The sequence below is a fragment of the Actinosynnema mirum DSM 43827 genome (genome assembly GCF_000023245.1).
In the GTDB taxonomy this organism is placed as follows: Bacteria; Actinomycetota; Actinomycetes; order Mycobacteriales; family Pseudonocardiaceae; genus Actinosynnema; species Actinosynnema mirum.
This window is the reverse complement of record NC_013093.1, coordinates 3,798,031-3,821,955: the sequence shown is the minus strand read 5'-3', so window position 1 is coordinate 3,821,955 and position 23,925 is coordinate 3,798,031. Positions and strand designations below refer to the sequence as shown.

The window sequence follows — 23,925 nt, the reverse complement described above, 5'->3', positions numbered from 1 at the left end:
CGCGTGGCGGGCGAGGTCGAGCACGACGTGGTGGTCGTCGGCTACGGGCCGGTGGGGCAGCTGCTGTCGGTGCTGCTGGCGCAGCGCGGCTGGCGGGTGCTGGTGCTGGAGCGCTGGCCGACGCCGTTCCGGCTGCCGCGCGCGGTCGGGTTCGACAGCGAGGCGACCCGCGTGCTGGCCTCGGCCGGGCTCGGGCCCGCGCTGGCCGAGTTCGGGGAGCCCGCGGGCGACTACGAGTGGCGCACCGCGTCCGGGGAGACGCTGATCGCGTTCACCGTGCGGGAGGAGGGGCACTGCGGCTGGCCCGAGGCGACCTCGGCCTACCAGCCCGCGCTGGAGGACGCGCTGATCGCGCGCGGCGAGGCGCTGCCGGGGGTTCAGGTGCGGCGCGGCTGGGAGGTGACCGGGCTGACCGACCGGGGCGACCACGTGCGGGTGGTGGCCACCGACCCCGGCGGGGCGCGCGTGAGGCTGACGGCGCGGTTCGCGGTCGGCTGCGACGGGGCGAACAGCGTGGTGCGGGCCCGCACCGGCACCGACGTGACCGACCTGGACTTCTCGCACGACTGGCTGGTGTGCGACGTGCGGCTGCACGACCGGCGCCCGGTGACGCCGAACAACCTCCAGGTGTGCGACCCGGCCAGGCCGCGCACCGCGGTGTCGGCGGGGCCAGGGCACCGGCGGTACGAGTTCATGCGGGTGCCCGGCGACGACCCGGAGCGGTTCGGCACGCCGGAGAGGGCGTGGGAGCTGCTGGCGCTGTTCGGCGTCGGGCGCGGCGACGGGGTGCTGGACCGGCTGGCCGTGTACACGTTCCAGGCGCGGTGGGCGCGGCGGTGGCGGGCGGGCCGGATGCTGCTGGCCGGGGACGCCGCGCACCTGATGCCGCCGTTCGCCGGGCAGGGCATGACCTCCGGGTTCCGGGACGCGGCGAACCTGGCGTGGAAGCTGGACCTGGTGCTGCGCGGCGAGGCCGGGTCGGCGCTGCTGGACAGCTACACGCTGGAGCGCGCCGAGCACGTGCGGCACGCCGTGACGATCTCGGTGGGCCTGGGGCGGGTGGTGTGCGTGGCCGACCCGGCGGCTGCGGCGGACCGGGACGCGGCGATGCTGGCGGCGCGCGAGCGCGAGCTGACACCGGGCGCGTCGGCCCGGTCGGTGCTCAAGCCCCTGGAGGACGGGGTGCTGCACCGGGACGGCGACGGCGCCCTCGCGCCGCACGCGGGGGCCGTGGGCCCGCAGTGGCGGGTGGGGCGCGGCGGGCGGGTCGGGCTGTTCGACGACGTGGTGGGGACCGGGTTCGCGCTGCTCACCAGGGGCGGGCTGGTGGCGGGGCCGGAGGTGCGGGCGCGGCTGGACGGGCTGGGCGCGCGCTACGCGCACCTGGTGCCCGCCGGGGCGGCGGCGGACGGGCCGGACGACGTGGTCGACGTGAGCGGGAACTACCTGACGTGGCTGGAGGAGCTGGACGCGGCGGCGGTGCTGCTGCGACCGGACTTCTACGTGTTCGGCGCGGCCGGGGACGCGGCGGGGTTGGCCGGGCTGGTGGCGGACCTGCGCGCGCGGTTGGGGTGACGCCCCGCAGGCCCCGGCACGTGCCGCGCCGGGGCCTGCTCGCGCGTCACGTCCGGTCGTCGGCGAGGTGGGCCAGGCACCAGTCGAGCACCTGCGAGGGCTTGCGGACCACCGCGTCCGGGTTCGCCGCCAGCAGCTCCGCCTCGTCCGTCTCGCCCCACAGCGCGGCCAGCGCCGGGTAGCCCGCGGCGCGGGCGCTGGCCAGGTCCGTCAGGGCGTCGCCCACCATCACCACCCGGTCGGCCGGGACGTCGAGCAGGCCGGTGGCCAGCAGGAGCATGTCCGGCGCGGGCTTGGGGTTCGCGACCTCGTCGGAGCCGATGATGTGGTCGAACAGCCCCGCCATGCCGAGGGTGGTCAGCAGCGACCGGGCGCGCGGCCCGCTCTTGCCGGTGACCACGGCGGTGCCGAAGCCGTGCTGCCGCAGGTCCGCCAGCAGCTCCGGCGCGCCCTCGAACACCTCCACCTCACCCGCGAGCCGGTAGCTCTCGCGGACGAACGGACCCTCCATCTCCAGCGGCAGGTCCATGATCCGCATGATGTCCGGGAAGTACCGCCCCAGGTGCCGGTTGTACTCCTCGAACGGCGCGGGCCCGTCGCCGACGACCTCGGCGTAGGCGATCTCGAACGCCTGCCGCATGACGGCGAAGCTGTTGACCAGCACCCCGTCGAGGTCGAACAGCACGGCCCGGTCGTAGGTCGCGCCGGGGACGTGCCGGTGGGGCGCGGGGGTCGGCGGGGCGAGGGGGCGCGGGGCCGCGGGCGCCGGAACCGCGGTCGCGGCCCGCTCGTCCCCGGCTCGGGCCCGCACGACTCGGGGGTTGGTCTGTCCGGTGGTCATCACGGGGCTCCCGTCGGGACGAGGTCGACCGGCGCGTGTCGTCGTTCGGCGCACCGCACGGTGTCGGCGGCGCGGTAGACCCGTTCGATCGCGCCCGCGATCCAGCGCGCCCCGGACGCCGCCTCGCCGCGCGCGGCGGGGTCGGCCAGGCGGGTGGGCAGGCTCGCGAGCTGGGCGTCGTACTCGGCGCCCACCGGCTCGGCGGGCAGCTCGACCGGGGTGGTGCGGCCGTCGGTGGTGAGCAGGAGCCGCGACGGGCCCTCGCGGTTCGGGCTGAAGCCGAAGGTGCAGCGCAGCTCCGCCGTGCCGCCGCTGCCCTCCACGCGCACGACCGTGGTGTCCAGCGCCTGGTGCGAGGCCCAGGCCGCGCGCACCCCGATCGAGATCCCCGACCGGGTGACGAGGAACCCCCTGGCGGTGTCCTCCACGTCGCCGACCACCGGGTCCACCGGCGCCCCGTCGCCGCGCCAGGCGGCCCGGAACGCGTGGTCGTTGACGAAGTCCGCGGACACCGCGCCGGTGACGTGCTCCAGCTCCGCGCCCTCCGGGTCGCCGGTGGCGCCGCGCAGCAGCACGCGGGCGGTGTCGAGCAGGTGCCAGCCGAGGTCGACCAGCGCGCCGCCGCCGGAGCGGGTGCGGTTGGTGAACCAGCCGCCCCGGTCCGGGATGCCCTTGGACCGCACCCAGGACACGTCGACGTGCCGCAGCGCGCCCAGCGACGCGGCCACCTGGCGCAGCGCCCGCACGTCGGCCCGGTGCCGGGCGGCGCTCCCGCCCAGCAGCACCGCGCCACCGGCCTGCTCGGCGGCGGTGAGCGCGGCGGCCTCGGCGGACCCCAGGCACAGCGGCTTCTCCAGGAACACCGGGACGCCCCGCCGCAGCAGACCGGACGCGACCGGCGCGTGCAGGTGGTTCGGCACGGCGACCACGGCCAGGTCGACCTCGTCGCGGCGCAGGTCCTCCACCCGCTCCAGCGCGGTGATCCCGTGGGAGCCGGGCACGGCGGCGCGGGCCTGCGCGGACGGCTCGACCACGGCGACGACCCGGAAGGCGGGGCTGCCCAGCAACCGGGGCAGCCACACCTCCCGCGCCACCCACCCGAGCCCGACCACCGCGACCCGCACCGGACCACCGCTCCCGGCCCTCGGCCCGTCGCTCACACCACCACCCCCGCTCCCCGCGCCCGCCACCCCGCGCTCACGCGCCCGCGACCACGTCGGCCACGACGGCGGCAAGCCGGTGCAGCTGCTCCTCGGTGCCCAGCAGCACCCGGTGGTGCAGCCACACGCAGTCGCGGGTGATCTCCTCCGACACCGGGCACCGGGCGGCCAGCTCCTCGGTGGTCAGGTCGGGCGCGCCGGTCTCCCAGAACGCCTGGGTGCGGTAGACCGCCCGGAACGCCATGAACGCCGGGATCCCGCGCCGCACCAGCTCGTCCACCACCGCGTTGCGCCGCTCCTCGGTGACGCCGGGCATCCGGAACATCGCCATGTAGCTCGGGTTGCGGTCGCTGCGCGGGTCGACGGTCTGCGGCACGACGCCGTCGATCCCCGCCAGCAGCGCGGACAGCACCGGCCAGCGGGCCTGCCTGGTCGCGATCTGCGAGTCCAGCCTGCCGAGCTGGGCGCGCAGCACGGCGGCGGAGAACTCGTTCATCCGGAAGTTCGAGCCCGAGGTGAGGTGGAAGTAGCCGCGGTCGCCCTTGGGCCTGCCGCAGCTGTGCAGGACGAACGCCTTCTCCCACTGGGCCTCGTCCTCGAACAGCACGGCCCCGCCCTCGCCCGCCGTCATCAGCTTGCCGTTCTGGAAGCTGAACGTGGCGATCGACCCGAGCTCGCCGACCCGCTTGCCGCGCCAGTGGGCGCCGTGCGCGTGGGCGGCGTCCTGCAGGACCGGCACGCCGGTGCTCGTGGACAGCTTGTCCAGCCGGTCCATGTCGGCGAACTGGCCCGCCATGTGCACGGGCATGATCGCCGAGGTGCGGGAGGTGACGGCGGCCTCGGCGGCGGCGACGTCCAGGCAGTAGGTGTCGGGGTCGACGTCCACGGGCACGGCGACCGCGCCGAGGCGCTGCACGGCCTGCGAGGACGAGATGAAGGTGAAGGCGGGCACGATCACCTCGGCGCCGGGGCCCACGTCGAGCACCTGGAGCGCCAGCTCCAGCGCGTGCGTCCCGTTGGTGACGGCGAGCGCGTGGCCCGCGCCGTGGTACTCGGCGAACTCGCGCTCGAACTCGTCGACCTCGCTGCCGCCGACCCGCCACCACTGGCCCTGGTCCAGCGCGCGCAGCAGGGCCGTGCGCTCGGCGTCGTCGTGCTGCGGCCAGGCCGGGAACTCGATGCCTGCGTCCGGAGAATTGCTCATGAGCCCCTGTCCCGTCGTTCGCGGAAATGGCGCGGGGGAATTCACCGCGGCCTGCTTTCGGAATTCGACGCTACCGATTCCGCAGATCCCGACCAACCCCCTTGACCTCCCCCTAATCCCCCCTGTTCCCAGGCCATCACCGCAGCACGCGGGCACAGCGGCACAGCCGTGCGCACAATGGGGGTGAACGGGAACCGGGGCGTCCGCGCGCCCCGGCGGCGCTTTCGGGGAAAGGTGTCAGGCGTGGGCGAGCTGCTGCTGGTGAACGGGCCGAACCTCGGCATCCTGGGGCGCCGCGAGGTGTCGGTGTACGGGACCGACACGCTCGCGGACGTCGAGAAGGCGGTCGGCGAGGAGGTCGCCGGGCGCGGCTGGTCGGTCCGCTCGGTGCAGCGCAACGGCGAGGGCCAGCTCGTGGACGAGATCGAGGCGTCCTACGACACGGTGGGCGCGATCGTGAACCCCGGCGCGCTGATGATGGCGGGCTGGAGCCTGCGGGACGCGCTGGCGAACTACCCGCGCCCGTGGATCGAGGTGCACCTGTCGAACGTGTGGGCGCGCGAGAGCTTCCGGCACGAGTCGGTGCTGGCGCCGCTGGCGAGCGGTCTCATCGCGGGCCTGGGCGCGCGCGGCTACCGGTTGGCCGCCCGCGCGCTGCTGGACCTGGTGGACTGACCGCCGTCGCGCGCGAGCCCGGCCGCGTGCACGGCCCCGCGCAGCGAGGACAGGCCGCCGAGCAGCGCGGGCCGCACGGGCGCGGTCGGGTGGCCGGGCCGGGCGAGTGCGGCGCAGCGGTCGGCGACCGCGTCGACGTATCCGGGCACGGCGGCGGCGAACCCGCCCCCGACCACGCACAGCGAGGGCCGCGCCAGCTCGCCGACGCCGACGAGCGCGGCGGCCAGCGCCCGGGCCCCCCGCTCGACCGCGGCCCGCGCCCACCCGCGCCCGTCGCCGAGCGCCCGCACCAGGTCCTCCCCGGTGACCGGCGCGCCGCCGAGCCTGGCGGCCTCGGCGAGCACGGCCGGTCCGGACGCGAACGCCTGCACGCACCCGGCCCGCCCGCACGGGCAGGGCGGCCCGTCGAGCGCCACCACGACGTGCCCCAGCTCGCAGGACCCGCGCTCAGGTCCGGGGAACGGCAGGCCACCGGACACGACGCCCCCGCCGACGCCGGTCCCCACGCCCGCGTAGACCAGGTCGGCGCACCCGTGGGCACGGGCCTCGGCGAGCGCGGCGAGGTCGCCGTCGTCCGCGACGAGCACCGGGGCGGCCAGCCCGCCGAGGAACCCCGCGAGGTCGACGCCGACCCACCCCGGACGGCTGGGCCAGGCCGTGACGACCCCGCCGTCGACGGTGCCGGGGAACGCGATCCCGACCCCGTCGAGCGGCGCCCCGGCCCGCCCGGCGAGGTCGGCGACGGCGCGGCCGAGCAGGTCGAGGTCGGCGCGCGGATCACCGTCCCCAGGCCACCGGAAGCCCTCCCGCAGCACCAGCGGCCCGCGTTCGAGCCGCAGCGCCACCTTGGTCCCGCCGACGTCCACCCCGAGCAGCGCCCCGCTCACACCCCGACCTCCCGCCGTCCGCACCCCTCGCCGCACCACCACCCGCGCGGGCCGCCGCCCACGACGCCGCCCGCCACACCGATACCCGCGCGGTCCTCGCTCACGACGCCGCCACACCACCACCGCACAGGCCTGCGGTCACGACGCCGCCACACCTCCACCCAGCGCACCACCACCCGCGCGGACCGCCGCTCACGACGCCGCCGCCCGCCAGGCCGCCACCGCCTCGGCCCGCCGGGCGTCGCCGCTCTCCACCAGCGCGAACCGGATCGCCCGCGTGGCCGCGTTCGCCGCCTGCAGCGCCTCGTGCGCGCCGGGCTCGGGGTCGCTGCGCCCGGTCGCCACCTCGGTGATGCTGCGCGCCGCCTCCAGGCACGCCAGGCAGGCCGCGACGTACGCGTCCGCCCCGCCTCCCGCGCCGCCCAGCTTCTCCAGCAGCCGCGTCACGTCGGCGTGCACCTCGCGCACGGCGTCCTCCACCCGGCCCGCGCCGGGTGGTGTGCCGGGGATGGGGGTCACCGCTGCCTCCCGGTGCCTGACGCGGACCCGGTCAGCCGAGGGCCGGGATGAGTTCGACGAACCGACCCTGCCACAACCGGCGCAGCTCGCGCGTCAACTCCTCGGACGGCGCGCCGCCGACCAGCTCCGCCAGGGTCGTCACGCCGTCCACCCGGCTGAGCAGCGCGTGCGCCTGCGCGGTGGTGGCGGTGACGGGCCCGTGGTCGTACTCCAGCGACACCTCGTGCACCGGCTCTCCCGCCGCCGCGCTGCCCGGCGCGGGCGCGGTGCGCACGGCCAGGCGGGTCACCGGGCGCAGCCTGGGCACCAGCGCGCCCAGGTCCTGCTCGGGGCGGGCCCGCACCAGGAAGCCCTCCACGACCAGGCCGTCCAGGCCGGTGGTCAGGAAGCTGGTGAGCACGTCGTCCAGGCTCTGCGCGATCGGCTCGGCGTTGTTGTTGAACGAGGTGTTGAGCAGCACCGGGGTGCCGGTCAGCTCGCCGAACCGCGCCACCAGCCGGTGGAAGCGCTCTCCCGACTCGGGCGTGACGACCTGCACGCGCGCGCTGCCGTCCACGTGCGTGACCGCGCCCAGCTCGGCCCGCCTGGCGGGCAGCACCGGCACCACGAACGACATGAACTCGTGGTGCCCCAGCGCCCCGGACAGGTCGAACCAGTCCCGCGCGGCCTCGGCGGTGACCACGGGCGCGAACGGCCGGAAGCTCTCCCGCTTCTTCACCATGGCGTTGATCCGCGTCTGGTTCTCCGCGGGCCGGGCGTCGGCGATGATGCTGCGGTGCCCGAGCGCGCGCGGCCCGAACTCGGAGCGGCCGTGCGCCCAGCCCAGCACCTCGCCGTCGGCGAGCAGCTTCGCCGCGGTCTCCACCGGGTCCACCAGCGGCGTCACCTCCACCACCGGCGACCAGTCCGCGAGCCGCGCGGCGACCTGCTCGTCCGTGCCGAGGTCCGGCCCGAGCGCCGCCGACACCAGCCGCGCCGACGGCCGCTCCAGCACGCCCAGCGCGGCGGCTGCGGCGTACGCGGCGCCCTCGCCGGCGCCCGCGTCGTGCGAGGCGGGGTGGATGAACACCTCGTCGAACAGCCCGGCCTTGAGGATGCGGCCGTTGAGCGTGGAGTTGTGGGCGACGCCGCCGCCGAACGCGAGCGTGCGCAGCCCGGTGACCTCGGCCCAGTGCCCGAGCACGTGCAGCGCGATCTTCTCGGTCGCCTCCTGCAGCGCGGCGGCGAAGTCCCGGTGCGCCTGGCTGAACGGCTCGTCCTTGCGGCGCGGCCGGAACCCGGCGGCGACCAGCGCGGGGGTGACCAGGTTCGGCACCTTGGTGTTGCCGATCAGGTCGTACTCGCCCTTGTCGCGCAGCGCGTGCAGCCCGGAGAAGACCTCGCGGTAGGTCGACGGGTCGCCGGACGGGGCGAGCCCCATGACCTTGTACTCGTCGCCGAAGCCGTAGCCGAGCAGGAACGTGGCGTTCAGGTACAGCCCGCCGAGGGACTTCTCCACCGGGTAGTCGTGCAGCTTCTCCAGGTGCGCGCCACGCGCGTGGTAGACCGTGCCGGAGTTGTCCTCGCCCCGGCCGTCGAAGATCACCACCAGCGCCTCGTCCGCGCCCGAGTGCAGGTAGGACGAGTAGGCGTGCGCCTCGTGGTGCGGCACGTAGACGAGCTTGTCGTCGGGCAGCTCCCAGCCGAGGTCCTCGCGCAGCCGCTGCTTGATCAGCTCGCGGGAGAACCGCAGTGGCACCCTCGGGTGCTCGGTGTAGACGTGGTTGAGCACCAGGTCGAGGTGGTCCTCGGGGAAGTAGTAGCCGACCGCGTCGACGTCGTCCACGGTCGCGCCCGCGAGCGCCAGGCACTCGCGGATGGCGGTGGACGGGAACTTGGTCGTCTTCTTGACGCGGTTGAGCCGTTCCTCCTCCACGGCGGCCACGAGCTCGCCGTCGCGCACCAGGGACGCTGCCGCGTCGTGGAAGAACAGCTCCGACATCGACGGGACGAGGTCGGTCTCGGCGGGCGAGAAGTTCCCGTTGATCCCGAGCACGAGCATGTGGCATCACCTTGATCCGGGAGGCGAGGGCTGGGGCGCGGAGGGGGTCGCCGTCAGGCGCGGGGCGCGACGGCGGCGAGGTCGGGCGAGGTCAGCCGCAGCGCGGTGGGCGCGGGCTTCGCGGTCGGCACGAGGTGGAAGCGCTCCACGCCCTCCTCGGTGGGCGCGGGCAGCTCGGCGGCGCAGGCGCAGTCGGCGGGGGCGAACCCGGCGAACCGGTAGGCGATCTCCATCATCCGGTTGCGGTCGGTGCGCCGGAAGTCGGCGACCAGGTGCGCGCCCGCACGCGCCGCCTGGTCGGTGAGCCAGGTCAGCAGCGTCGACCCGGCGCCGAGCGAGACGACGCGGCACGAGGTGGCCAGCAGCTTGAGGTGCCACACCCGCCGGCGCCGCTCCAGCAGCACGATGCCGACCGCGCCGTGCGGCCCGAACCGGTCGGACATGGCCACGACCAGCACCTCGTGCGCGGGGTCGGCGAGCAGGCCGCGCAGCGCCCGGTCGTCGTAGTGCACGCCGGTGGCGTTCATCTGGCTGGTGCGCAGGGTCAGCTCCTCGACGCGGGTCAGGTCCGCCTCGCCCGCGCGCGCGACGACCACCTCCAGGTCCAGGGTGCGCAGGAACTCCTCGTCGGGCCCGGTGAAGCCCTCGCGGCTGGCGTCGCGCTCGAAGCCTGCGCGGTACATCAGCCGCCGCTGCCGCGAGTCGGCGGTGACCACGGCGGGGCTGAACTCGGGGCGCTCGGGCAGGGAGGCGACGTCGGCCTCGGTGTACAGGCGCACCTCGGGCAGGGCGCGGGCCACCTCGGCGCGCTCGACGGGGCTGTCGTCGACGAACGCGATCGTGCGGTGGGCGAAGCCGAGCCGGTCGGCGATGGCGCGCACCGACGCCGACTTGGCGCCCCAGCCGATCTGCGGCAGCACGAAGTAGTCGGCAAGGCCCAGGCGTTCGAGCACGGGCCAGGCGTGGTCGTGGTCGTTGCGGCTGGCCACGGACTGCAGGACGCCGCGCCCGTCGAGCGCGGTGATCACCTCGCGGACCCGCTCGAACGGGACGACGTCGGCGTCCTCCAGGAGGGTGCCGCGCCACAGGGTGTTGTCCAGGTCCCAGACCAGGCACTTGACCGTCGGTGCGGGGGTCTCGGTCACGGCTGCTGCTCCCTGAGCGGAGTTCGGCTGCGCTGGTCATGGCTGCGCTGGTCAAGTCCGCGCTGCTCAAGGCCGCGCGGGGCCCGGCTGCGCACGTGCTGGGCGAGCACGAGCTGGCAGATCTCGGAGGTGCCCTCGATGATCTCCATGAGCTTCGCGTCCCGGTGCGCCCGCGCCACCACGTGCCCGTCGCTGGCGCCCGCGGAGCCGAGCAGCTGCACCGCGCGCCCGGACCCGGCGGCGGCCTCGCGCGAGGCCAGGTACTTGGCCTGCACCGCCGCCACCGCCAGGTCCGGCGAGTTCGCGTCCCACAGCGCGCTGGCGTGCTCGCTCGCGCGGGCGGCGACCTGCTCGCCGACGTGCAGCTCGGCCAGGTGCCGGGCGACGAGCTGGTGGTCGGCCAGCACGCCGCCGCCCTGCTCGCGGGTCGTGGTGTGCTCGACGGCGGCGGCCAGGCAGGCGCGCAGGATGCCGACGCAGCCCCACGCCACCGACACCCGCCCGTAGGTCAGCGCGGCGGTGACCACCAGCGGCAGCGGCAGCCCGGTGCCGCCCAGGACGTCGGCGGCGGGCACCCGCACCCCGTCCAGGGTGATCCCGGAGTGCCCGGCGGCCCGGCACCCGCTGGGGTTCGGCACCCGCTCCACCCGCACGCCGGGCGCGTCGGCGGGCACGACGACCGCGCTCGCCCCGCCCCGGTAGTGCCCGAAGACCACCAGCAGGTCCGCGTAGTGGGCGGCGGTGATCCACGACTTGCGGCCGGTCACCACCACCTCGCCGTCGCCGGTGTCGGTGATGGTCGTGGTCATCGCGGACAGGTCGCTGCCCGCGCCCGGCTCGCTGAACCCGACCGCCGCCAGCCCGCCCGAGGTGAGCCTGCGCAGGAACCGCTCGCGCTGCTCGGCGGTCCCGAGCCTGCGCGCGGTCCACGCCGCCATGCCCTGGGAGGTCATGACGCTGCGCAGCGAGCCGCACAGCTCCCCCACCGACGCGGTCAGCTCGCCGTTCTCCCGGCTGCCCAGCCCGAGACCGCCGTGCGGGGCGCCGACCTGGGCGCACAGCACCCCCAGCCCGCCCAGCTCCACCAGCAGCTCGCGCGGCAGCTCGCCCGCCAGGTCCCACCCGGCGGCGCGGTCGCCGACGCGCTCGGCGACCAGCCCGGCCAGTGCGACGGCGTCGCTCACCGCCCCGCCTCCCGCAGCCGCAGCACCAGCGCGGTCATGGTGTTGACGGTGCGGAAGCTGTCCAGGCCCAGGTCCGGCCCGTCGATCACGACGTCGAAGGTCGACTCCAGGTGCACCACGAGCTCCATCGCGAACATCGAGGTGACGGTGCCGGACGCGAACAGGTCGGTGTCCGGCTCCCAGGTCTGCTTGGTGCGCTCGGCGAGGAACGCCTGCACCCGCTCGGCCACCGCGTCGGCGGTGAGCGCGCCGGGCTGGGAGGAGGTCGTCACAGCTGTGCCTTCCCGTAGTCGTAGAAGCCCCGCCCGGACTTGCGCCCGAGGTGCCCGTCGCGGACCTTGCGCAGCAGCAGCTCGCAGGGCGCGGAGCGGGGGTCGCCGGTGCGCTCGGCCAGCACGCGCAGCGAGTCGGCCAGGTTGTCCAGGCCGATCAGGTCGGCCGTGAGCAGCGGTCCCGTGCGGTGGCCGAGGCAGTCCTGCATGAGGGCGTCCACGGCCTCGACGGAGGCCGTGCCCTCCTGGACGACGCGGATCGCGTCGTTGATCATCGGGTGGACGATCCGGCTGGTCACGAAGCCGGGGCCGTCGCCGACGACGACCGGTGTGCGGGCCAGCTCGCCCAGCACGCCCACGAGGGTCTCCAGCGCGTCCGCGCCGGTGCGCGCGCCCCGGACGACCTCGACCGTGGGGATCAGGTACGGCGGGTTCATGAAGTGCGTGCCGATCAGCCGCGCCGGGTCGGGGACGTGCCCGGCCAGCTCGTCGATCGGGATCGAGGAGGTGTTGGACACCAGCGGCACGCGCGGCCCGGTGAGCGCGGCGGCCCCGGCCAGCACCTCGGCCTTGACCGGCAGCTCCTCGGTGACCGCCTCCACCACCAGCGAGACGTCCGCGACGTCGGCGAGCGAGGTGGTGGTGAGCAGCTCGCCCCGCTCGCGGTCCTCGGGCAGCGCCCGCATCAGCCTGGCCATGCGCAGCTGGGCGGCCACCGCCTCCCGCGCCCGCCCGACCTTGGCCCGGTCGGTCTCGACCAGCACCACCGGCACGCCGTGCCCGACGGCCAGGGAGGTGATCCCCAGGCCCATCGTGCCCGCGCCGAGAACGGCGAGCACCGTCCTGCCGCCCTGCTCTCCCATCGCGCTCCCCCGCCGCGGCCACCGCGGCCGCCGTCCGGTCCGCGCGCCGTCCCGGCACGCGCATTCCACCCTCGATCGTGTGCCGGGAAAGGCGCGCCCGACCCCCTGACCTGCCCCCCTGAACCCCCCTCAACGGAACCGGAAATCGAATGTCCCGAACGCGCCGTCAAATCGTCGATTGACAGCCGCAGAACTGTTCATAGACTGTGGCGGCAGTACCGATCTCCGAATTCCACGGAAGAGTCCTCCCCCATGGCTCAGCAGATCAGCGCCACCTCGGAAATCCTCGACTACGTCCGCGCGACCTCGTTGCGCGACGACGACGTGCTCGCCGGTCTGCGGGAGCGGACCGCGGTTCTCCCGGCCGCGTCCGCGCTGCAGGTGGCCCCGGAGGAGGGGCAGTTGCTCGGCCTGCTGGTGCGCCTGGTCGGTGCCCGCTCGGTGCTGGAGGTCGGCACCTACACCGGGTACAGCACGCTGTGCATGGCCCGCGCCCTCCCGCCCGGCGGACGTGTCGTGACCTGCGACGTCGTCGCGAAGTGGCCGGACATGGGCAGGCCGTTCTGGGAGCGGGCGGGCGTCGCGGACCGCATCGACGTCCGCGTCGGCGACGCCCGCGCCACCCTGGCCGGCCTGCACGCCGAGCACGCCGTGTTCGACCTGGTGTTCATCGACGCGAACAAGTCGGATTACGTCCACTACTACGAGCGCGCGCTGACGCTGCTGCGCCCCGGCGGCCTGGTCGTCGTGGACAACACGCTCTTTTTCGGGCGGGTCGCCGATCCGTCCGCGACCGATCCGGACACCACCGCCGTGCGCGAGCTGAACGCGCTGCTGCACGCCGACGAGCGGGTCGACATGTGCCTGCTGCCGATCGCGGACGGAATCACGCTCGCCGTGAAGCGGTGAACCCGCCCGAATCGCGCCGAATTCCCCCGGAGAGAAAGGCCGCCGCAGTGTTCACCGAGGACGTGGCCACCGACCTGCCCGCCTACCCGTTCCGGCGGGACCGGGGCGACTGCCCGTTCGCGCCACCCCCGCGCTACGGCCAATTACGGGAGGAGCAGCCCGTCACCAGGGTCCGCCTGTGGGACGGCAGCACCCCGTTCCTGCTCACCGGTCACGAGGTGTGCCGCACCGCCCTGACCGACCCGCGCTTCAGCTCCGACGGCGCCAACCGCGCCCAGCCGCGCTTCGTGAAGTTCGACATCCCGGACGACGTGTTCAACTTCGGCAAGATGGACGACCCGGAGCACGCGAGGCTGCGCCGCATGGTCGCCGGGCACTTCGCGAGCCGCCCCGTGGAGGCGATGCGCCCCGCGATCACCACGATCTGCCACGCCCAGCTGCGCCAGCTCGTGCAGGCGGGCTCCCCCGCCGACCTGGTGGCCCACTACGCGTTCCCGATCCCGTCCCTGGTGATCGGCGGCGTGCTCGGCGTGGCGGGCCCCGGCCTGGACGAGTTCGCGCGCGACTCGACGCGCGCCCTGGACCCGTCCCTGTCCGCCGAGGAGATGGGCGCCGCCATCAACTCGATGGTCGGGTTCGTGGACGACCTGTGCGCGGCCAAGCGGGCCGCCCCCGGCGACGACCTGATCAGCCGCCTGGTGCTGGACTTCGAGCGCACCGGCGAGCTGACCCGGAAGCAGCTCGTCGCCACCGTGATGGTCGTGCTGCTGGCGGGCTACGAGACCACCGCGAACATGATCGCGCTGGGCACGACCGCTCTCCTGCGCGACCCCGAGCAGCTGGCCTTCCTGCGCGCCGAGCCCGCCGGTTTCGCCAACGCCGTCGAGGAGCTGCTGCGCTGGCACACCATCGTCCAGGACGGCACCGGCCGCGTGGCCCTGGACGACGTCGAGCTGGACGGCGTGCTCGTTCCCGCGGGCTCCGGCGTGATCGTCAACCTGCCCGCGGCCAACCGCGACCCCGACGTCTTCCCCGATCCCGACCGCCTCGACGTGACCAGGCACAACGCCCGGCGGCACTTCGCGTTCGGCTACGGCGTCCACCAGTGCGTGGGCATGACGCTGGCGCGCGTCGAGCTGCAGATCGCGCTGGAGACCCTGCTGTGCGGCCTGCCGGGCCTGGCGCCTGCCACGCCGTTCGAGGACCTGGACTTCGCCCTGGAGTCCATGAACCTCGGCCTGCGCTCGCTGCCGGTCACGTGGTGAGCACCGACCGTCCACCAGGGGAGAGCCGATGACCCGCACCACCCCCACCCCCGACCTGGCCCCGGAGTTCCCGATGCCCAGGTCGCCCGAGCACCCGTTCGACCCGCCCCCTCGACTCCGCGAGGCGCAGGAGGCGGGCGGCCTGTCGCGGGTGCGCCTGTGGGACGGCAGCACCCCGTGGCTGATCACCAAGCACGCCCACCAGCGCGAGCTGCTGCGCGACCCCCGCCTCAGCGCGGACTTCCTGCGCCCCGGCTACCCCAGCCCGATCCGCATCGAGGACAAGTCGACGTTCATCAGCAGCTTCCCGCTCATGGACGACCCCGAGCACAACCGGCAGCGCCGGATGGTCCTGGGCCCGTTCACCGTCCGCAAGGTGGAACGCCTGCGCCCGTTCGTGCAGCGGATCGTCGACGAGAAGATCGACGAACTCCTCGCGGGCCCCAACCCGGTCGACCTGGTCACCGCGTTCGCGCTGCCCATCCCGTCCCTCGCGATCAGCGCCGTCCTGGGCCTGCCCTACTCCGACCACGAGGTCTTCGAGCGCAACAGCGCCGTGCTGATCCGCCAGGACGTGCCCCCGCAGGAACGGGCCGAGGCCAGCGAGGAGCTCCAGCACCACCTCGACCGCGTCCTGGGCGACAAGATGACCGACCCCGCCGACGACCTCCTCTCCGACCTGGGCGCACGGGTGCTGGCAGGCGAGATCAGCAGGCCGGAGGCGGTCGACATGACCGTCCTGGTGCTGGCGGGCGGGCACGAGACCACCGCGAACATGATCGCGCTCGGCACCCTCGCGCTGCTCCGGCACCCCGACCAGCTGGCGCTGCTCCAGGCGGGCGACGACCCCTCCCTCGCCGAGACCGCCGTCGAGGAGCTGATGCGCTACCTGACGATCTCGCACACCGGGATGCGCCGCGTGGCGACCGAGGACGTGGAGATCGACGGCCAGGTGATCCGCGCGGGCGAGGGCGTGGTGCTGGCGACCTCGATCGGCAACCGCGACCCCGACGTCTACGACGGCGACCCGCACGTGCTGGACCTGCGCAGGCCGGTGAAGCAGCACTTCGCGTTCAGCTTCGGCACCCACCAGTGCCTGGGCCAGTCGCTGGCCCGCATGGAGCTGCAGGTCGTCGTGAACACCCTCTACCGCCGCGTCCCGACCTTGCGACTGGCGACCGCGCTGGAGCGCATCCCGTTCAAGCACGACGGGATCGTCTACGGCGTCTACGAGCTGCCCGTCACCTGGTGACCCCGTCCCACCAGACCTCCTGCCACGCAGACCTCCCGCAAGCCGACCCCGAAAGGCCGTTCCCATGAGCGACACCACGCTGTCCGTGCCCGTCCCCGAGGAGGTCGGCAAGCTCTACGACCAGATCCTGAAGGACGAGCACACCTACGAGCAGTTCGAGAAGTTCAACCACCAGCTGCACATCGGCTACTGGGACGACCCGACCTCGGACGTGCCCATGCGCGAGGCCGTGGTGCGCCTGACCGAGCTGATGGTCGAGCGCCTGCGGGTGGACGTCGAGGACCGCGTGCTGGACCTGGGCTGCGGCATCGGCGGCCCGGCGACCCAGATCGTGCGCACCACCGGCGCACGCGTCGTCGGCGTGAGCATCAGCGAGGAGCAGGTCAAGCTCGCCACCAGGCTGGCCACCGAGGCGGGCGTGGGCGACCGCGCCACCTTCCAGCGCGCCGACGCCATGCGGCTGCCGTTCGAGGACGAGTCCTTCGACGCGGTGATGGCCCTGGAGTCGATCCTGCACATGCCGTCCAGGGAGCAGGTCCTGTCCGAGGCGCGCCGGGTCCTGCGCCCCGGAGGCCGCCTGGTCCTCACCGACTTCTTCGAACGCGCACCCCACACGCCGGGGATGCACCCCGCGATCGAGGGCTTCTGCCGAACCGCGATGACGACGATGGCCGACGTGGACGACTACGTGCCGATGCTGCACCGGGTGGGCCTGCGCGTGCGGGAGCTGCTGGACATCACCGAGCAGACCATGGAACGCACTTGGCGGGAGACCCTGGAGATCGTCAGCCAGAACGACCGCCCGGTCGACTTCGACCTGGCGGAGCTGTTCGGCGTGGACGAGTTCGGCTGCCTGCTGGTCGCCGCAGACCGCCCGTGACCCCCACCCCCGAGGCCGTGGGCCGCCTGTACGACGACCTGCTGGAGGCCGAGCTGGAGGGCGGCGCAGCCGACCCGAACCTGCACATCGGCTACTGGGACACACCGGACTCACCGGTTCCACGCGCCGAAGCGGTGGTGCGCTTCACCGACGAGCACGTCCGCCGCCTGCACGTGACCACGGGCGACCGAGTGCTCGACATGGGCTGCGGCGTAGGCGGCCCGGCCCTGCGCGCGGTGGACCTGACCGGCGCCCACGTGACCGGAATCAGCATCAGCGCCGCCCAGATCACCCACGCGACCCACCTGGCCAAGTCCGCGGGCCACGCGGACAACACCAAGTTCCTCCACGCAGACGCGATGGCCCTCCCGTTCCCGGACTCCTCGTTCGACGCGGTCATGGCAATCGAGTCCCTGATCCACATGCCCGACCGCGAGCGGGTCCTGAACGAGGCAAGACGCGTACTGCGCCCAGGCGGCCGACTGGTCCTCACCGAACTGTTCGAACGCGCCCCAAGACCCACCCGCAGACACCCAGCGATAACCGAGTTCTGCCGAGCATCGATGGTGTCCCTGCCCAACGCAGACGACTACCCCGCACTACTACACCGAGCAGGCCTACGCTTACGGGAACTCCTGGATATCACCGACCACACCGTCCAACGCAACTTCCGCGAACTGGCCGATCTGGTAGGCGACGCGAAGGGCCTGCTGTTCCACCCACGCGACCTGGTGGGCGTCCCAGAATTCGGCTGCTTCCTAGCAGTAGCCGAACACCCGTAACCACGCGGTGGCGTCCCCCACGGACGCCACCGCCTCGCGGGCTGCGGGGCGAGCGCAGCGAGCCCGCAGCTCCCCGATCCCGCGTCCCTCTTCTTCGTGTGGCCTGGCGAATGTCAAATTCACTCTGACTGACAACAGAGGTGAGACCGTTTTCGCAGGTCAGAAAGCCAAGTAGGTGGAGGCTGTCCGGGTGGATCGCCTCCACCTACTCGCCGGGCACCTTGCGCTACACCCGTAGCGCCTCAACCAGCCTGCCAGCCTCGATCCGTGCCGGGGCGAGCAGCAGGCTCGGGTTCGCCTTCGCCTTGTTCAGCCGGATGACGTTGGCGCAGAACATGAGCTGCGCCAGCAGGCCGGATCGGCTGTTCATGTCCTCCGCGAACTCGGCCTGAACACGACTTGCCACCTCCGGCACCAAGAGGCTGTGCCCCCACAGGGTCGCGACGTCCAGGCCACGCGGTGCCTGCCCCCAGCTCTCCCAGTCCAAGAGCACGCAGTCGGGGGCGGTGAGGTTGCCGAGGTGCAGGTCGGCGTGCGCCGTCTGCCACTCGTCAACATGGGTGCTCAGTTCCTCCCCTGCGAACACCTGGTTGATGCGGCGCGAGATGTGCTCCTGCGTGACGGCCGTGCGCTCGGTGTTGACCGCCTGAAGCGCCCGCAACGACTCCGCCAGGTCCTTCCACCAGGTGGGTGACAACCCAGGGTCGCCGTCGATCACTCCGGTGGCGTGGACAGCCTTGGAGGCAACCAGGTCTCCCTCGTCGGCTCGCCACACGACCGCGCGGTTTTCGTCGGTCCACCTGTAGGAGCGGTAGAGGTTGGGCATCCTGACGCCGCTGATCGCGGCTGCGGCCTCGGGGCCGGTCCAGGACTCCCAGTGCCCGCCGCGAATGGGCCGCCAGGACAGCCGCACCCACTTGTTCGACCCGGTGGGGAACCCCACCGTCGCTCCCTGGGTGCCGAAGGTGATCCCATCGTGTTCGAGTCGAACACTCAATGCCTTCTCGATCTCCGCGAACACGTCGTGCAACGCCTGTTCGCGCAGGTTGTAGCCGTCGAATTCCACGAGCGAACGTTAACCAATCTCGGTAGTGGACTTGCGCGCTTCCGTCTGCTTGCGACGTAGAAGCGCCCGATAGGAGGAAACAACCTTCTCGTCCGTCTGCAAGCCCGTCGCCAAGGCTAGTTCGGCAAGGTGCGAAGGGCTGTCGGTTCCTGTTGCAACGCGATGGACGAAGGGCAAGTCACACGCTGCCCTGAACACCGCCTGTGCGCGAGTCGCGGCAGGAATACCTTGTTCGAGAAAGAGGCGGGGGTCGAACTCACTCCAGATCGACGCTGTGGCGTTGCCACCGAAAGGACTCATGCCCCAACGGCCCTCGTGGGAGATGTCCAGGTGAGCGAACAGCCTCTCCGACGCTTCGAGCACGTCGTAACCAACCAGGAGTCCCGCCCTGACCATGAGGACATCCGGCTTCACCGGAGCGTTCGGCCGCCCCAGCACCGCGCGCTCCAACGACCTCGTGTCCCACGACGAGATCCCCCAACGGCTGCACAAGCCAGCCCGTTTCGCCGCCTCCAACTCCCGACTTGCTGCGGCGAGCTGGTCGAACGCCTCTTCGGAGGACAGGTCGGCAAGCGAGTGCTCGGGGTTGTGCAACAGGATCACCGACGGCGCAAGCCCAAGATCCTGAGCCCTTTTCATCCTGGGCTGGATGCGTTGCCGTGTAGTGCTTCTTGCTGATCACAGGTTGATGAGCATCGGCGTGGCTCCGCCCGGACATGGCGAAGCCCCTGGTAGCAGAGCTATCGACCAAGAAAGTTCTGCACCGCCAGGGGCTTCACGTGCTGTTCTACCGTGCCGCGCTGCCGTTGTCACATCAGACCCTGACCTTCGTGTCCGGGCTGGTCCGCGCCCACCGCAAGCAGCTCGGATCGGTGTGGCGCAAGCTCAACCCAGGACAACAAGCCCTGCTGGTGCTGGTGTACCTGCGCAAAGGCGAGACCTTCGCCGATCTCGCCGCCGGGTTCGCGGTCTCGACCTCCACCTGCTGGCGCTATGTCAACGAGACCGTCGAACTGCTCGCCCAGCGGTCCCCGAAGCTCCGAGAAGCGCTGCGCAAGGCGAAACGCCAGGGCATGGCCCACGTGGTGATCGACGGCACGCTCATCCCGATCGACCGGATCGCCGCCGACCGCCCCTTCTACTCCGGCAAGCACAAGATCCATGGAGTGAACCTGCAGGTGATCGCGTCCCCGGACGGCACGATCCTGTGGGTGTCCGGCGACTTGCCCGGCAGCACCCACGACACCGCCGCCGCCCGGATCTGGAACATCCTCGCCGCCCTGCGCCACGCCGGGCTGATCGCCCTGGGCGACAAGGGCTACCACGCCTACGACCCGACCGACCGCCACGTGATCACCCCTTACAAGGGCCGCAACAAACCTGAATCACAGAAGGACGCCAACCGCGCCCATGCCCGCCTGCGCGGCCCCGGCGAACGCGCCAACGCCCAGCTCAAGACCTGGCGCATCCTCCGCAAACTCCGCTGCTGCCCCCGCCGCGCCGGCCGACTGGCCAAAGCCATCCACGTCCTACAGAACTACGAGGCCACCACAGGATGAAAAAGGCTCACTGAACCGAAGGACACCAAGGCCGCCGCCAAGGACACCAAGGCCGCTCCGACCGCCGCCAAGGCACCCGCCAAGGTCACTCCAGCCGCCACCAAGAGCACCGCAGCCCCGAAGGCTCAGAGCCCGGCAGAGGCCAAGTCCGCCAAGGCACCCGCCGCACCACAGCAGGAATCCGATTCCCGTCTGGTGGATGCCTGGAGGGAGCTCGGCACCGCCAACAACAGCAGCCGGACCGTGGCCGAACTCATGAGGAAGGCCGGGGTGTCCGGGTGGTCCGTCACCCGTCAGCCGATGGCCAACCTTGTGCCCTCTGGCAAGTGCACCGAATGTGCCAAGCCGGTTGGCAAGCCCCACAGCACCGGGTGCCTGATGTTGGAGGAGGTTCCGTCCGAGACCGGGAGCAAGCTTGTGGAGCTGGACCACACCACCGTGCTGGTGGAGGCACCGGGGGTGTGGGGGCTGGTCAGGGTGGACCCGGAAGCCCCGTATGGGTTCCGGCACCTGGGGCACACCACCCGTGAGGTCAACCCGGTGGCCATTGAGGTCCGGGCCGAAGTCCTTGCCGACATCCTGAAGAACATGCCGGGTGCCAAGCCCGCCCAGGCCGGGCCGTTGTGGGAGGGGGCCGGGGCGTTCGTCTCCGTGCGGGTGCCCGACCTGGTGTCCGTGGGCAAGACCGACACCCTGGACATGAGGGCCGTTCTGGTCAACAGCCTGGTGCCGGGCCGTGGTTCCGTGCTCCGGGTGATGCCGATGCACAACACCACCCAGACCGTCTTGCCGGTGGTGTTGCCGGGGCTTCCGGGCCGGGTGGAGCTGTCCCCGGAGGACAACAAGGATGCCCGCATCACCGAGGCCAGTGAGGGCCTGGACCTTCTCACCCGGATGGCCGAACAGATGGAGGAGACCGCTACCCGGCTGCTCCGCAAGAAGATGTCCGTCAAGGAGGCACTGGAGTTCGCGGACACGGTGCTCAAGGACAAGGCCATGCCGACCCACTCCGCCTTGCAGCACCAGCAGTATGAGGACCGCAAGCAGTACATGTCCGCCTGGGTCAAGGGTGAGACCCTGATGCCGGAGTGCAAGGGGTCCCGCTGGACCGCCTTGATGGCCGTGCTCTTCCATGCCCAGCATGTGAAGGTGGTCAAGCCGACCGCCGATGCCCGCCGGGTCCGGGCCACCTCAACCCTGTTCCCGAAGCAGGAAGCCTTGAACACCACCCAGATTGCCTGGGACCTGATCACCCAGGGACTCTGACCGGACCCACCCCCCGACTGCCCCCGGCACCCGCCGGGGGCAGTCCCGTGCTCGGCGCAAGGGGGTTCGCCCGTGCCTTCCCGCCCGCTCCGCACCTGCTCCCGCCCCGGCTGTCCGAACACCACCAGCGGCGGGCGGGGGATGTGCCCGCACTGCCGCCGCCGTGCCCGCCTGGCGCACGGCACCAGCGCGCAGCGCGGCTACACCGCCGGACACCGCTCACGCTTCCGACCGGGAGTGCTGGCCCGGCCCGGTGACCGGGTGTGCCGCTGCGACCTCACCGACTGTCCCGACCATCCCGGCACCGGGTGCTCCGCCCCTTCCACCGTGGCCGACCACTGGCCGCTCACCCGCCGGGAACTGGTGGCCGCAGGACTGGACCCCGATGACCCCGACCGGGGCCGAGGGCTGTGCGGGCCGTGCCACGCCCGGACCACCGCCAGGGACCCCCGCACCCGAGGAGGCTGGAACACCCCGTGACCGGCCGCCTCGGGCGCGAGAGCACCCCAGGGGGGTGACCCCTCAGGCCGTTGGGAGGGCACAAGCCATTGAGGCCCGATTCCGGCCGGTCAGGTTTCCGGCAGCGCCGCACCCACGTCCGCCGACCGGTCCACCCGGACAGCGAACAGGGGCGGGAGCTGGCCGCCGTGCTGGAGCGCCTGGAGCTGGCCGCCGACCAGGCCGCCGCCTGGGGGCACGAGCACGAAAGCCTTGTGCGCCAAGCGTTCGAGCTGGGCGCGCCGCAGCACCAGATCGCCGCGCACGCGCAGGTCGCCCAGTCCACGGTCAGCCGGATGCTGGCCCGCGAGAGCGCGCCCTGAACCACCGCGTCCGGTGATGCACCGCGCATCACCGATGCGCCACGCATCACGAGCACCGGAGGTGCGCCGTACCGATCACCATCGACGGGATCACCCCGTCCGAGCAGATCCGCGCCGAGCTGGCCGCCGAGGGGAAACCGGTTCTGCTCGGGTTCAGCCGGGGCAAGGACAGCCTGGCCTCCTGGCTGGCGATGCGCGAGGCCGGGATCGAGGTGGTGCCCTACCACCTGTACCTCGTGCCGGGCATGAGGTTCGTGGACGACTCGCTGAAGTTCTACGAGGACTTCTTCGGCACGCCGATCCTGAATCTGCCGCACCCCTCGCTGTTCCGCTGGCTCAACGCCCTGCTGTTCCAGCCGCCCGAACGCGCCGCCGTCATCGAGGCCGCCCAACTGCCCGAACCCACCTACGAGGAGCTGTCCGACCTCATCCGCGCCGATCTCGGCCTGCCCGAGGCGTGGAACGCCGACGGCGTGCGCGCCGCCGACAGCCCGAACCGCCGGATGGCGATGGTCACCCACGGCCCGCAGCGCGAGCACCTGCGCAAGGTCAGCATCGTCTGGGACTGGCGCATCGCCGACGTGCGCGCCGCCCTGGCGCGGCACCACTGCCCCCTGCCCCCGGAGTACGAGTGGTTCGGCCGCAGCTTCGACGGGCTGGACTTCCGGTTCCTCGACCCGGTGCGGCGCCACGCCCCCGACGACTACGAGCAGATTTTGCGGTGGTTCCCGCTCGCCGACCTGGAGGTGTTCCGCCGTGACCTCGCCCGCTGACCCCAACGGCGACCTGCTCGCCCAGCTCCAGGCCACCGCCGCCGTCGGCGGGCCGACCTCGCAGGCCGACCTGCTCGCCCAGCTCAACGCCGAACCCGAGCCCGACCCGTTCGGCGACGTCGAGTACACCGGCGACCTGGCCACCGACTCGACCGCGGAGCTGGACGCCCTCGCCCGCGGCTTCCGCGAGCGCACCGCCCGCGAGGACGAGCGGTTCCGCCTGGCCACCGACAGCGAGTTCTGGTTCGCCCTGTGCTTCAAGTCCCGCGAGGAGAAGGACCGCTTCCTCAAGGCCGCGCGGCTGTTCCACCTCGGCGACAAGTACCTCGACGGCTTGGCCTTCGCCGCCGCGCTCGGCGTCGCGATGCCCGCCCCCGACACCGGAGAGGAGAAGTGATCATCATGCGAAACCGCCTCGCCCGCATGGCCGCAGGCGTGCGCCGCACCCTGACCCGCCGGGCCGCAAGCCCGTCCCGAGGCCGCAGCAGCGGCACCTGACCCCCTCGGTGGTGGTGATTCTCCTATGGGCAAACGCGGCCCTGCGGCCAAGCCGACCAGCCTGCGCGTGCTGCACGGCGACCGCGCCGACCGGATCAACCACTCCGAGCCGGTGCCGCCCGCGCAGGAGATCACCTGCCCGGACTGGGCCTCGGACGCCGCCCGCGCGATCTGGGACCGGCTCGCGCCGGGGCTGGAGCAGCGCGGGGTGTTGACCGCCTGGGACCTGGACGCGTTCCTGATCCTGTGCGAGGCGCTGGCCCGCTACCGCTCGGCGACCGCGCTGGTGAACGGCTCGGCGCTGCTGGTGCAGGGCGGCAGTGGGTTGATGCGGAATCCCGCGCTCCAGGTGCAGGCCGAGGCGGAGCGCGTCTTCCTCCAGTACGCCGCCCGCTTCGGCCTGACCCCGTCCGACCGCCAGTCCATCAAGGTGGAGGTGGGCGGCGACCAGAACCAACGGGGCGGGCCGGGCCGCCTCCTCAGCTAAG

Annotated in this window: 25 protein-coding genes; 13 read left to right on the top strand and 12 right to left on the bottom strand. The window is 72.9% G+C overall.

What is annotated here, in order from left to right; genetic code table 11:
• The first annotated feature begins 3 nt into the window (after positions 1-3).
• Positions 4-1,575: a bifunctional 3-(3-hydroxy-phenyl)propionate/3-hydroxycinnamic acid hydroxylase MhpA gene (mhpA, locus tag AMIR_RS16435; protein WP_015802084.1), complete on the top strand. Its 1,572-nt coding sequence runs from the start codon at positions 4-6 to the stop codon at positions 1,573-1,575.
• 46 nt (positions 1,576-1,621) lie between these two features.
• On the opposite strand, the gene AMIR_RS16430 is transcribed toward mhpA, so the two are convergent.
• The 3 genes from AMIR_RS16430 to AMIR_RS16420 are packed head-to-tail and all read right to left on the bottom strand — an operon-like array spanning position 1,622 to position 4,780.
• Positions 1,622-2,416, bottom strand: coding sequence for an HAD-IA family hydrolase (locus AMIR_RS16430; RefSeq protein ID WP_015802083.1), 795 nt, complete (start codon positions 2,414-2,416; stop codon positions 1,622-1,624).
• Complete coding sequence (locus AMIR_RS16425) at positions 2,416-3,576, bottom strand: Gfo/Idh/MocA family protein (RefSeq protein WP_041836801.1); 1,161 nt, start codon at positions 3,574-3,576, stop codon at positions 2,416-2,418. Before AMIR_RS16425 ends, AMIR_RS16430 begins: the two co-directional genes overlap by 1 nt.
• Positions 3,577-3,613: 37 nt before the next feature.
• The gene (locus AMIR_RS16420) at positions 3,614-4,780 is read right to left on the bottom strand and encodes a DegT/DnrJ/EryC1/StrS family aminotransferase (protein ID WP_015802081.1); all 1,167 of its coding nucleotides are present in this window, start codon (positions 4,778-4,780) and stop codon (positions 3,614-3,616) included.
• Between the two features lie 243 nt (positions 4,781-5,023).
• On the opposite strand from AMIR_RS16420, the gene AMIR_RS16415 reads away from it, so the two are divergent.
• Positions 5,024-5,455 carry a type II 3-dehydroquinate dehydratase gene (locus AMIR_RS16415; protein WP_041836800.1) on the top strand — a complete coding sequence of 144 codons (432 nt, stop codon included), beginning with the start codon at positions 5,024-5,026 and terminating at the stop codon, positions 5,453-5,455.
• On the opposite strand, the gene AMIR_RS16410 is transcribed toward AMIR_RS16415, so the two are convergent.
• The 7 genes from AMIR_RS16410 to AMIR_RS16380 form a co-directional block, all read right to left on the bottom strand.
• Entirely contained in the window at positions 5,413-6,342 is a 930-nt protein-coding gene (locus tag AMIR_RS16410; protein WP_015802079.1) for an ROK family protein, read from the bottom strand. The two genes, AMIR_RS16415 and AMIR_RS16410, sit on opposite strands and share 43 nt — an antisense overlap.
• Positions 6,343-6,534: 192 nt before the next feature.
• Entirely contained in the window at positions 6,535-6,861 is a 327-nt protein-coding gene (locus AMIR_RS16405; RefSeq protein WP_015802078.1) for a hypothetical protein, read from the bottom strand.
• A 31-nt stretch (positions 6,862-6,892) separates the two neighbouring features.
• On the bottom strand, positions 6,893-8,902 hold the full coding sequence (locus tag AMIR_RS16400; protein WP_015802077.1) for a carbamoyltransferase family protein: 2,010 nt from the start codon (positions 8,900-8,902) through the stop codon (positions 6,893-6,895).
• A 53-nt stretch (positions 8,903-8,955) separates the two neighbouring features.
• Positions 8,956-10,047 (bottom strand): HAD-IIIC family phosphatase, encoded by a 1,092-nt coding sequence (locus AMIR_RS16395; protein WP_015802076.1) that lies wholly within the window; start codon positions 10,045-10,047, stop codon positions 8,956-8,958.
• Positions 10,044-11,231 carry an acyl-CoA dehydrogenase family protein gene (locus tag AMIR_RS16390; RefSeq protein ID WP_015802075.1) on the bottom strand — a complete coding sequence of 396 codons (1,188 nt, stop codon included), beginning with the start codon at positions 11,229-11,231 and terminating at the stop codon, positions 10,044-10,046. The genes AMIR_RS16395 and AMIR_RS16390 overlap by 4 nt, the downstream gene beginning before the upstream one ends.
• Entirely contained in the window at positions 11,228-11,503 is a 276-nt protein-coding gene (locus tag AMIR_RS16385; RefSeq protein WP_015802074.1) for an acyl carrier protein, read from the bottom strand. The genes AMIR_RS16390 and AMIR_RS16385 overlap by 4 nt, the downstream gene beginning before the upstream one ends.
• Complete coding sequence (locus tag AMIR_RS16380) at positions 11,500-12,366, bottom strand: 3-hydroxyacyl-CoA dehydrogenase family protein (protein ID WP_015802073.1); 867 nt, start codon at positions 12,364-12,366, stop codon at positions 11,500-11,502. Before AMIR_RS16380 ends, AMIR_RS16385 begins: the two co-directional genes overlap by 4 nt.
• 252 nt (positions 12,367-12,618) lie before the next feature.
• Between AMIR_RS16380 and AMIR_RS16375 the strand changes: the two genes are divergently transcribed.
• The 5 genes from AMIR_RS16375 to AMIR_RS16355 all read left to right on the top strand — a co-directional run bounded on the left by AMIR_RS16375 (position 12,619) and on the right by AMIR_RS16355 (position 17,454).
• Positions 12,619-13,275 carry an O-methyltransferase gene (locus AMIR_RS16375; protein ID WP_015802072.1) on the top strand — a complete coding sequence of 219 codons (657 nt, stop codon included), beginning with the start codon at positions 12,619-12,621 and terminating at the stop codon, positions 13,273-13,275.
• Positions 13,276-13,322: 47 nt separating this feature from the next.
• Positions 13,323-14,540 (top strand): cytochrome P450, encoded by a 1,218-nt coding sequence (locus AMIR_RS16370; RefSeq protein ID WP_015802071.1) that lies wholly within the window; start codon positions 13,323-13,325, stop codon positions 14,538-14,540.
• A 28-nt stretch (positions 14,541-14,568) separates the two neighbouring features.
• Positions 14,569-15,792 carry a cytochrome P450 gene (locus AMIR_RS16365; protein ID WP_015802070.1) on the top strand — a complete coding sequence of 408 codons (1,224 nt, stop codon included), beginning with the start codon at positions 14,569-14,571 and terminating at the stop codon, positions 15,790-15,792.
• Positions 15,793-15,856: 64 nt separating this feature from the next.
• Complete coding sequence (locus AMIR_RS16360) at positions 15,857-16,672, top strand: SAM-dependent methyltransferase (protein ID WP_015802069.1); 816 nt, start codon at positions 15,857-15,859, stop codon at positions 16,670-16,672.
• A gap of 17 nt (positions 16,673-16,689) precedes the next feature.
• Complete coding sequence (locus AMIR_RS16355; RefSeq protein ID WP_245554622.1) at positions 16,690-17,454, top strand: SAM-dependent methyltransferase; 765 nt, start codon at positions 16,690-16,692, stop codon at positions 17,452-17,454.
• Between the two features lie 226 nt (positions 17,455-17,680).
• Here the strand turns inward: AMIR_RS16355 and AMIR_RS16350 are convergent, their stop codons facing one another.
• Together AMIR_RS16350 and AMIR_RS16345 are read right to left on the bottom strand one after the other, a co-directional pair.
• Positions 17,681-18,520, bottom strand: coding sequence for a hypothetical protein (locus tag AMIR_RS16350; protein WP_015802067.1), 840 nt, complete (start codon positions 18,518-18,520; stop codon positions 17,681-17,683).
• A 9-nt stretch (positions 18,521-18,529) separates the two neighbouring features.
• Positions 18,530-19,123, bottom strand: coding sequence for a hypothetical protein (locus tag AMIR_RS16345; protein WP_049796859.1), 594 nt, complete (start codon positions 19,121-19,123; stop codon positions 18,530-18,532).
• A 176-nt stretch (positions 19,124-19,299) separates the two neighbouring features.
• Between AMIR_RS16345 and AMIR_RS16340 the strand changes: the two genes are divergently transcribed.
• The 6 genes from AMIR_RS16340 (at position 19,300) to AMIR_RS16320 (ending at position 23,924) form a co-directional block, all read left to right on the top strand.
• A complete protein-coding gene (locus AMIR_RS16340; RefSeq protein WP_041836501.1) occupies positions 19,300-20,079 on the top strand; it encodes an IS5-like element ISAmi2 family transposase in 780 nt (259 codons plus the stop codon).
• Positions 20,080-20,322: 243 nt separating this feature from the next.
• Positions 20,323-21,345 carry a DUF932 domain-containing protein gene (locus AMIR_RS16335; protein WP_187313521.1) on the top strand — a complete coding sequence of 341 codons (1,023 nt, stop codon included), beginning with the start codon at positions 20,323-20,325 and terminating at the stop codon, positions 21,343-21,345.
• Positions 21,346-21,893: 548 nt separating this feature from the next.
• Positions 21,894-22,166, top strand: coding sequence for a hypothetical protein (locus tag AMIR_RS39240; RefSeq protein WP_015802064.1), 273 nt, complete (start codon positions 21,894-21,896; stop codon positions 22,164-22,166).
• 191 nt (positions 22,167-22,357) lie between these two features.
• Positions 22,358-22,939, top strand: coding sequence for an adenine nucleotide alpha hydrolase family protein (locus AMIR_RS16330; protein WP_015802063.1), 582 nt, complete (start codon positions 22,358-22,360; stop codon positions 22,937-22,939).
• Complete coding sequence (locus AMIR_RS16325) at positions 22,923-23,336, top strand: hypothetical protein (RefSeq protein ID WP_015802062.1); 414 nt, start codon at positions 22,923-22,925, stop codon at positions 23,334-23,336. The genes AMIR_RS16330 and AMIR_RS16325 overlap by 17 nt, the downstream gene beginning before the upstream one ends.
• A 126-nt stretch (positions 23,337-23,462) precedes the next feature.
• Positions 23,463-23,924, top strand: a complete 462-nt coding sequence (locus AMIR_RS16320; protein WP_015802061.1) for a phage terminase small subunit P27 family — start codon at positions 23,463-23,465, stop codon at positions 23,922-23,924.
• The last annotated feature ends 1 nt before the right edge of the window (position 23,925 follow it).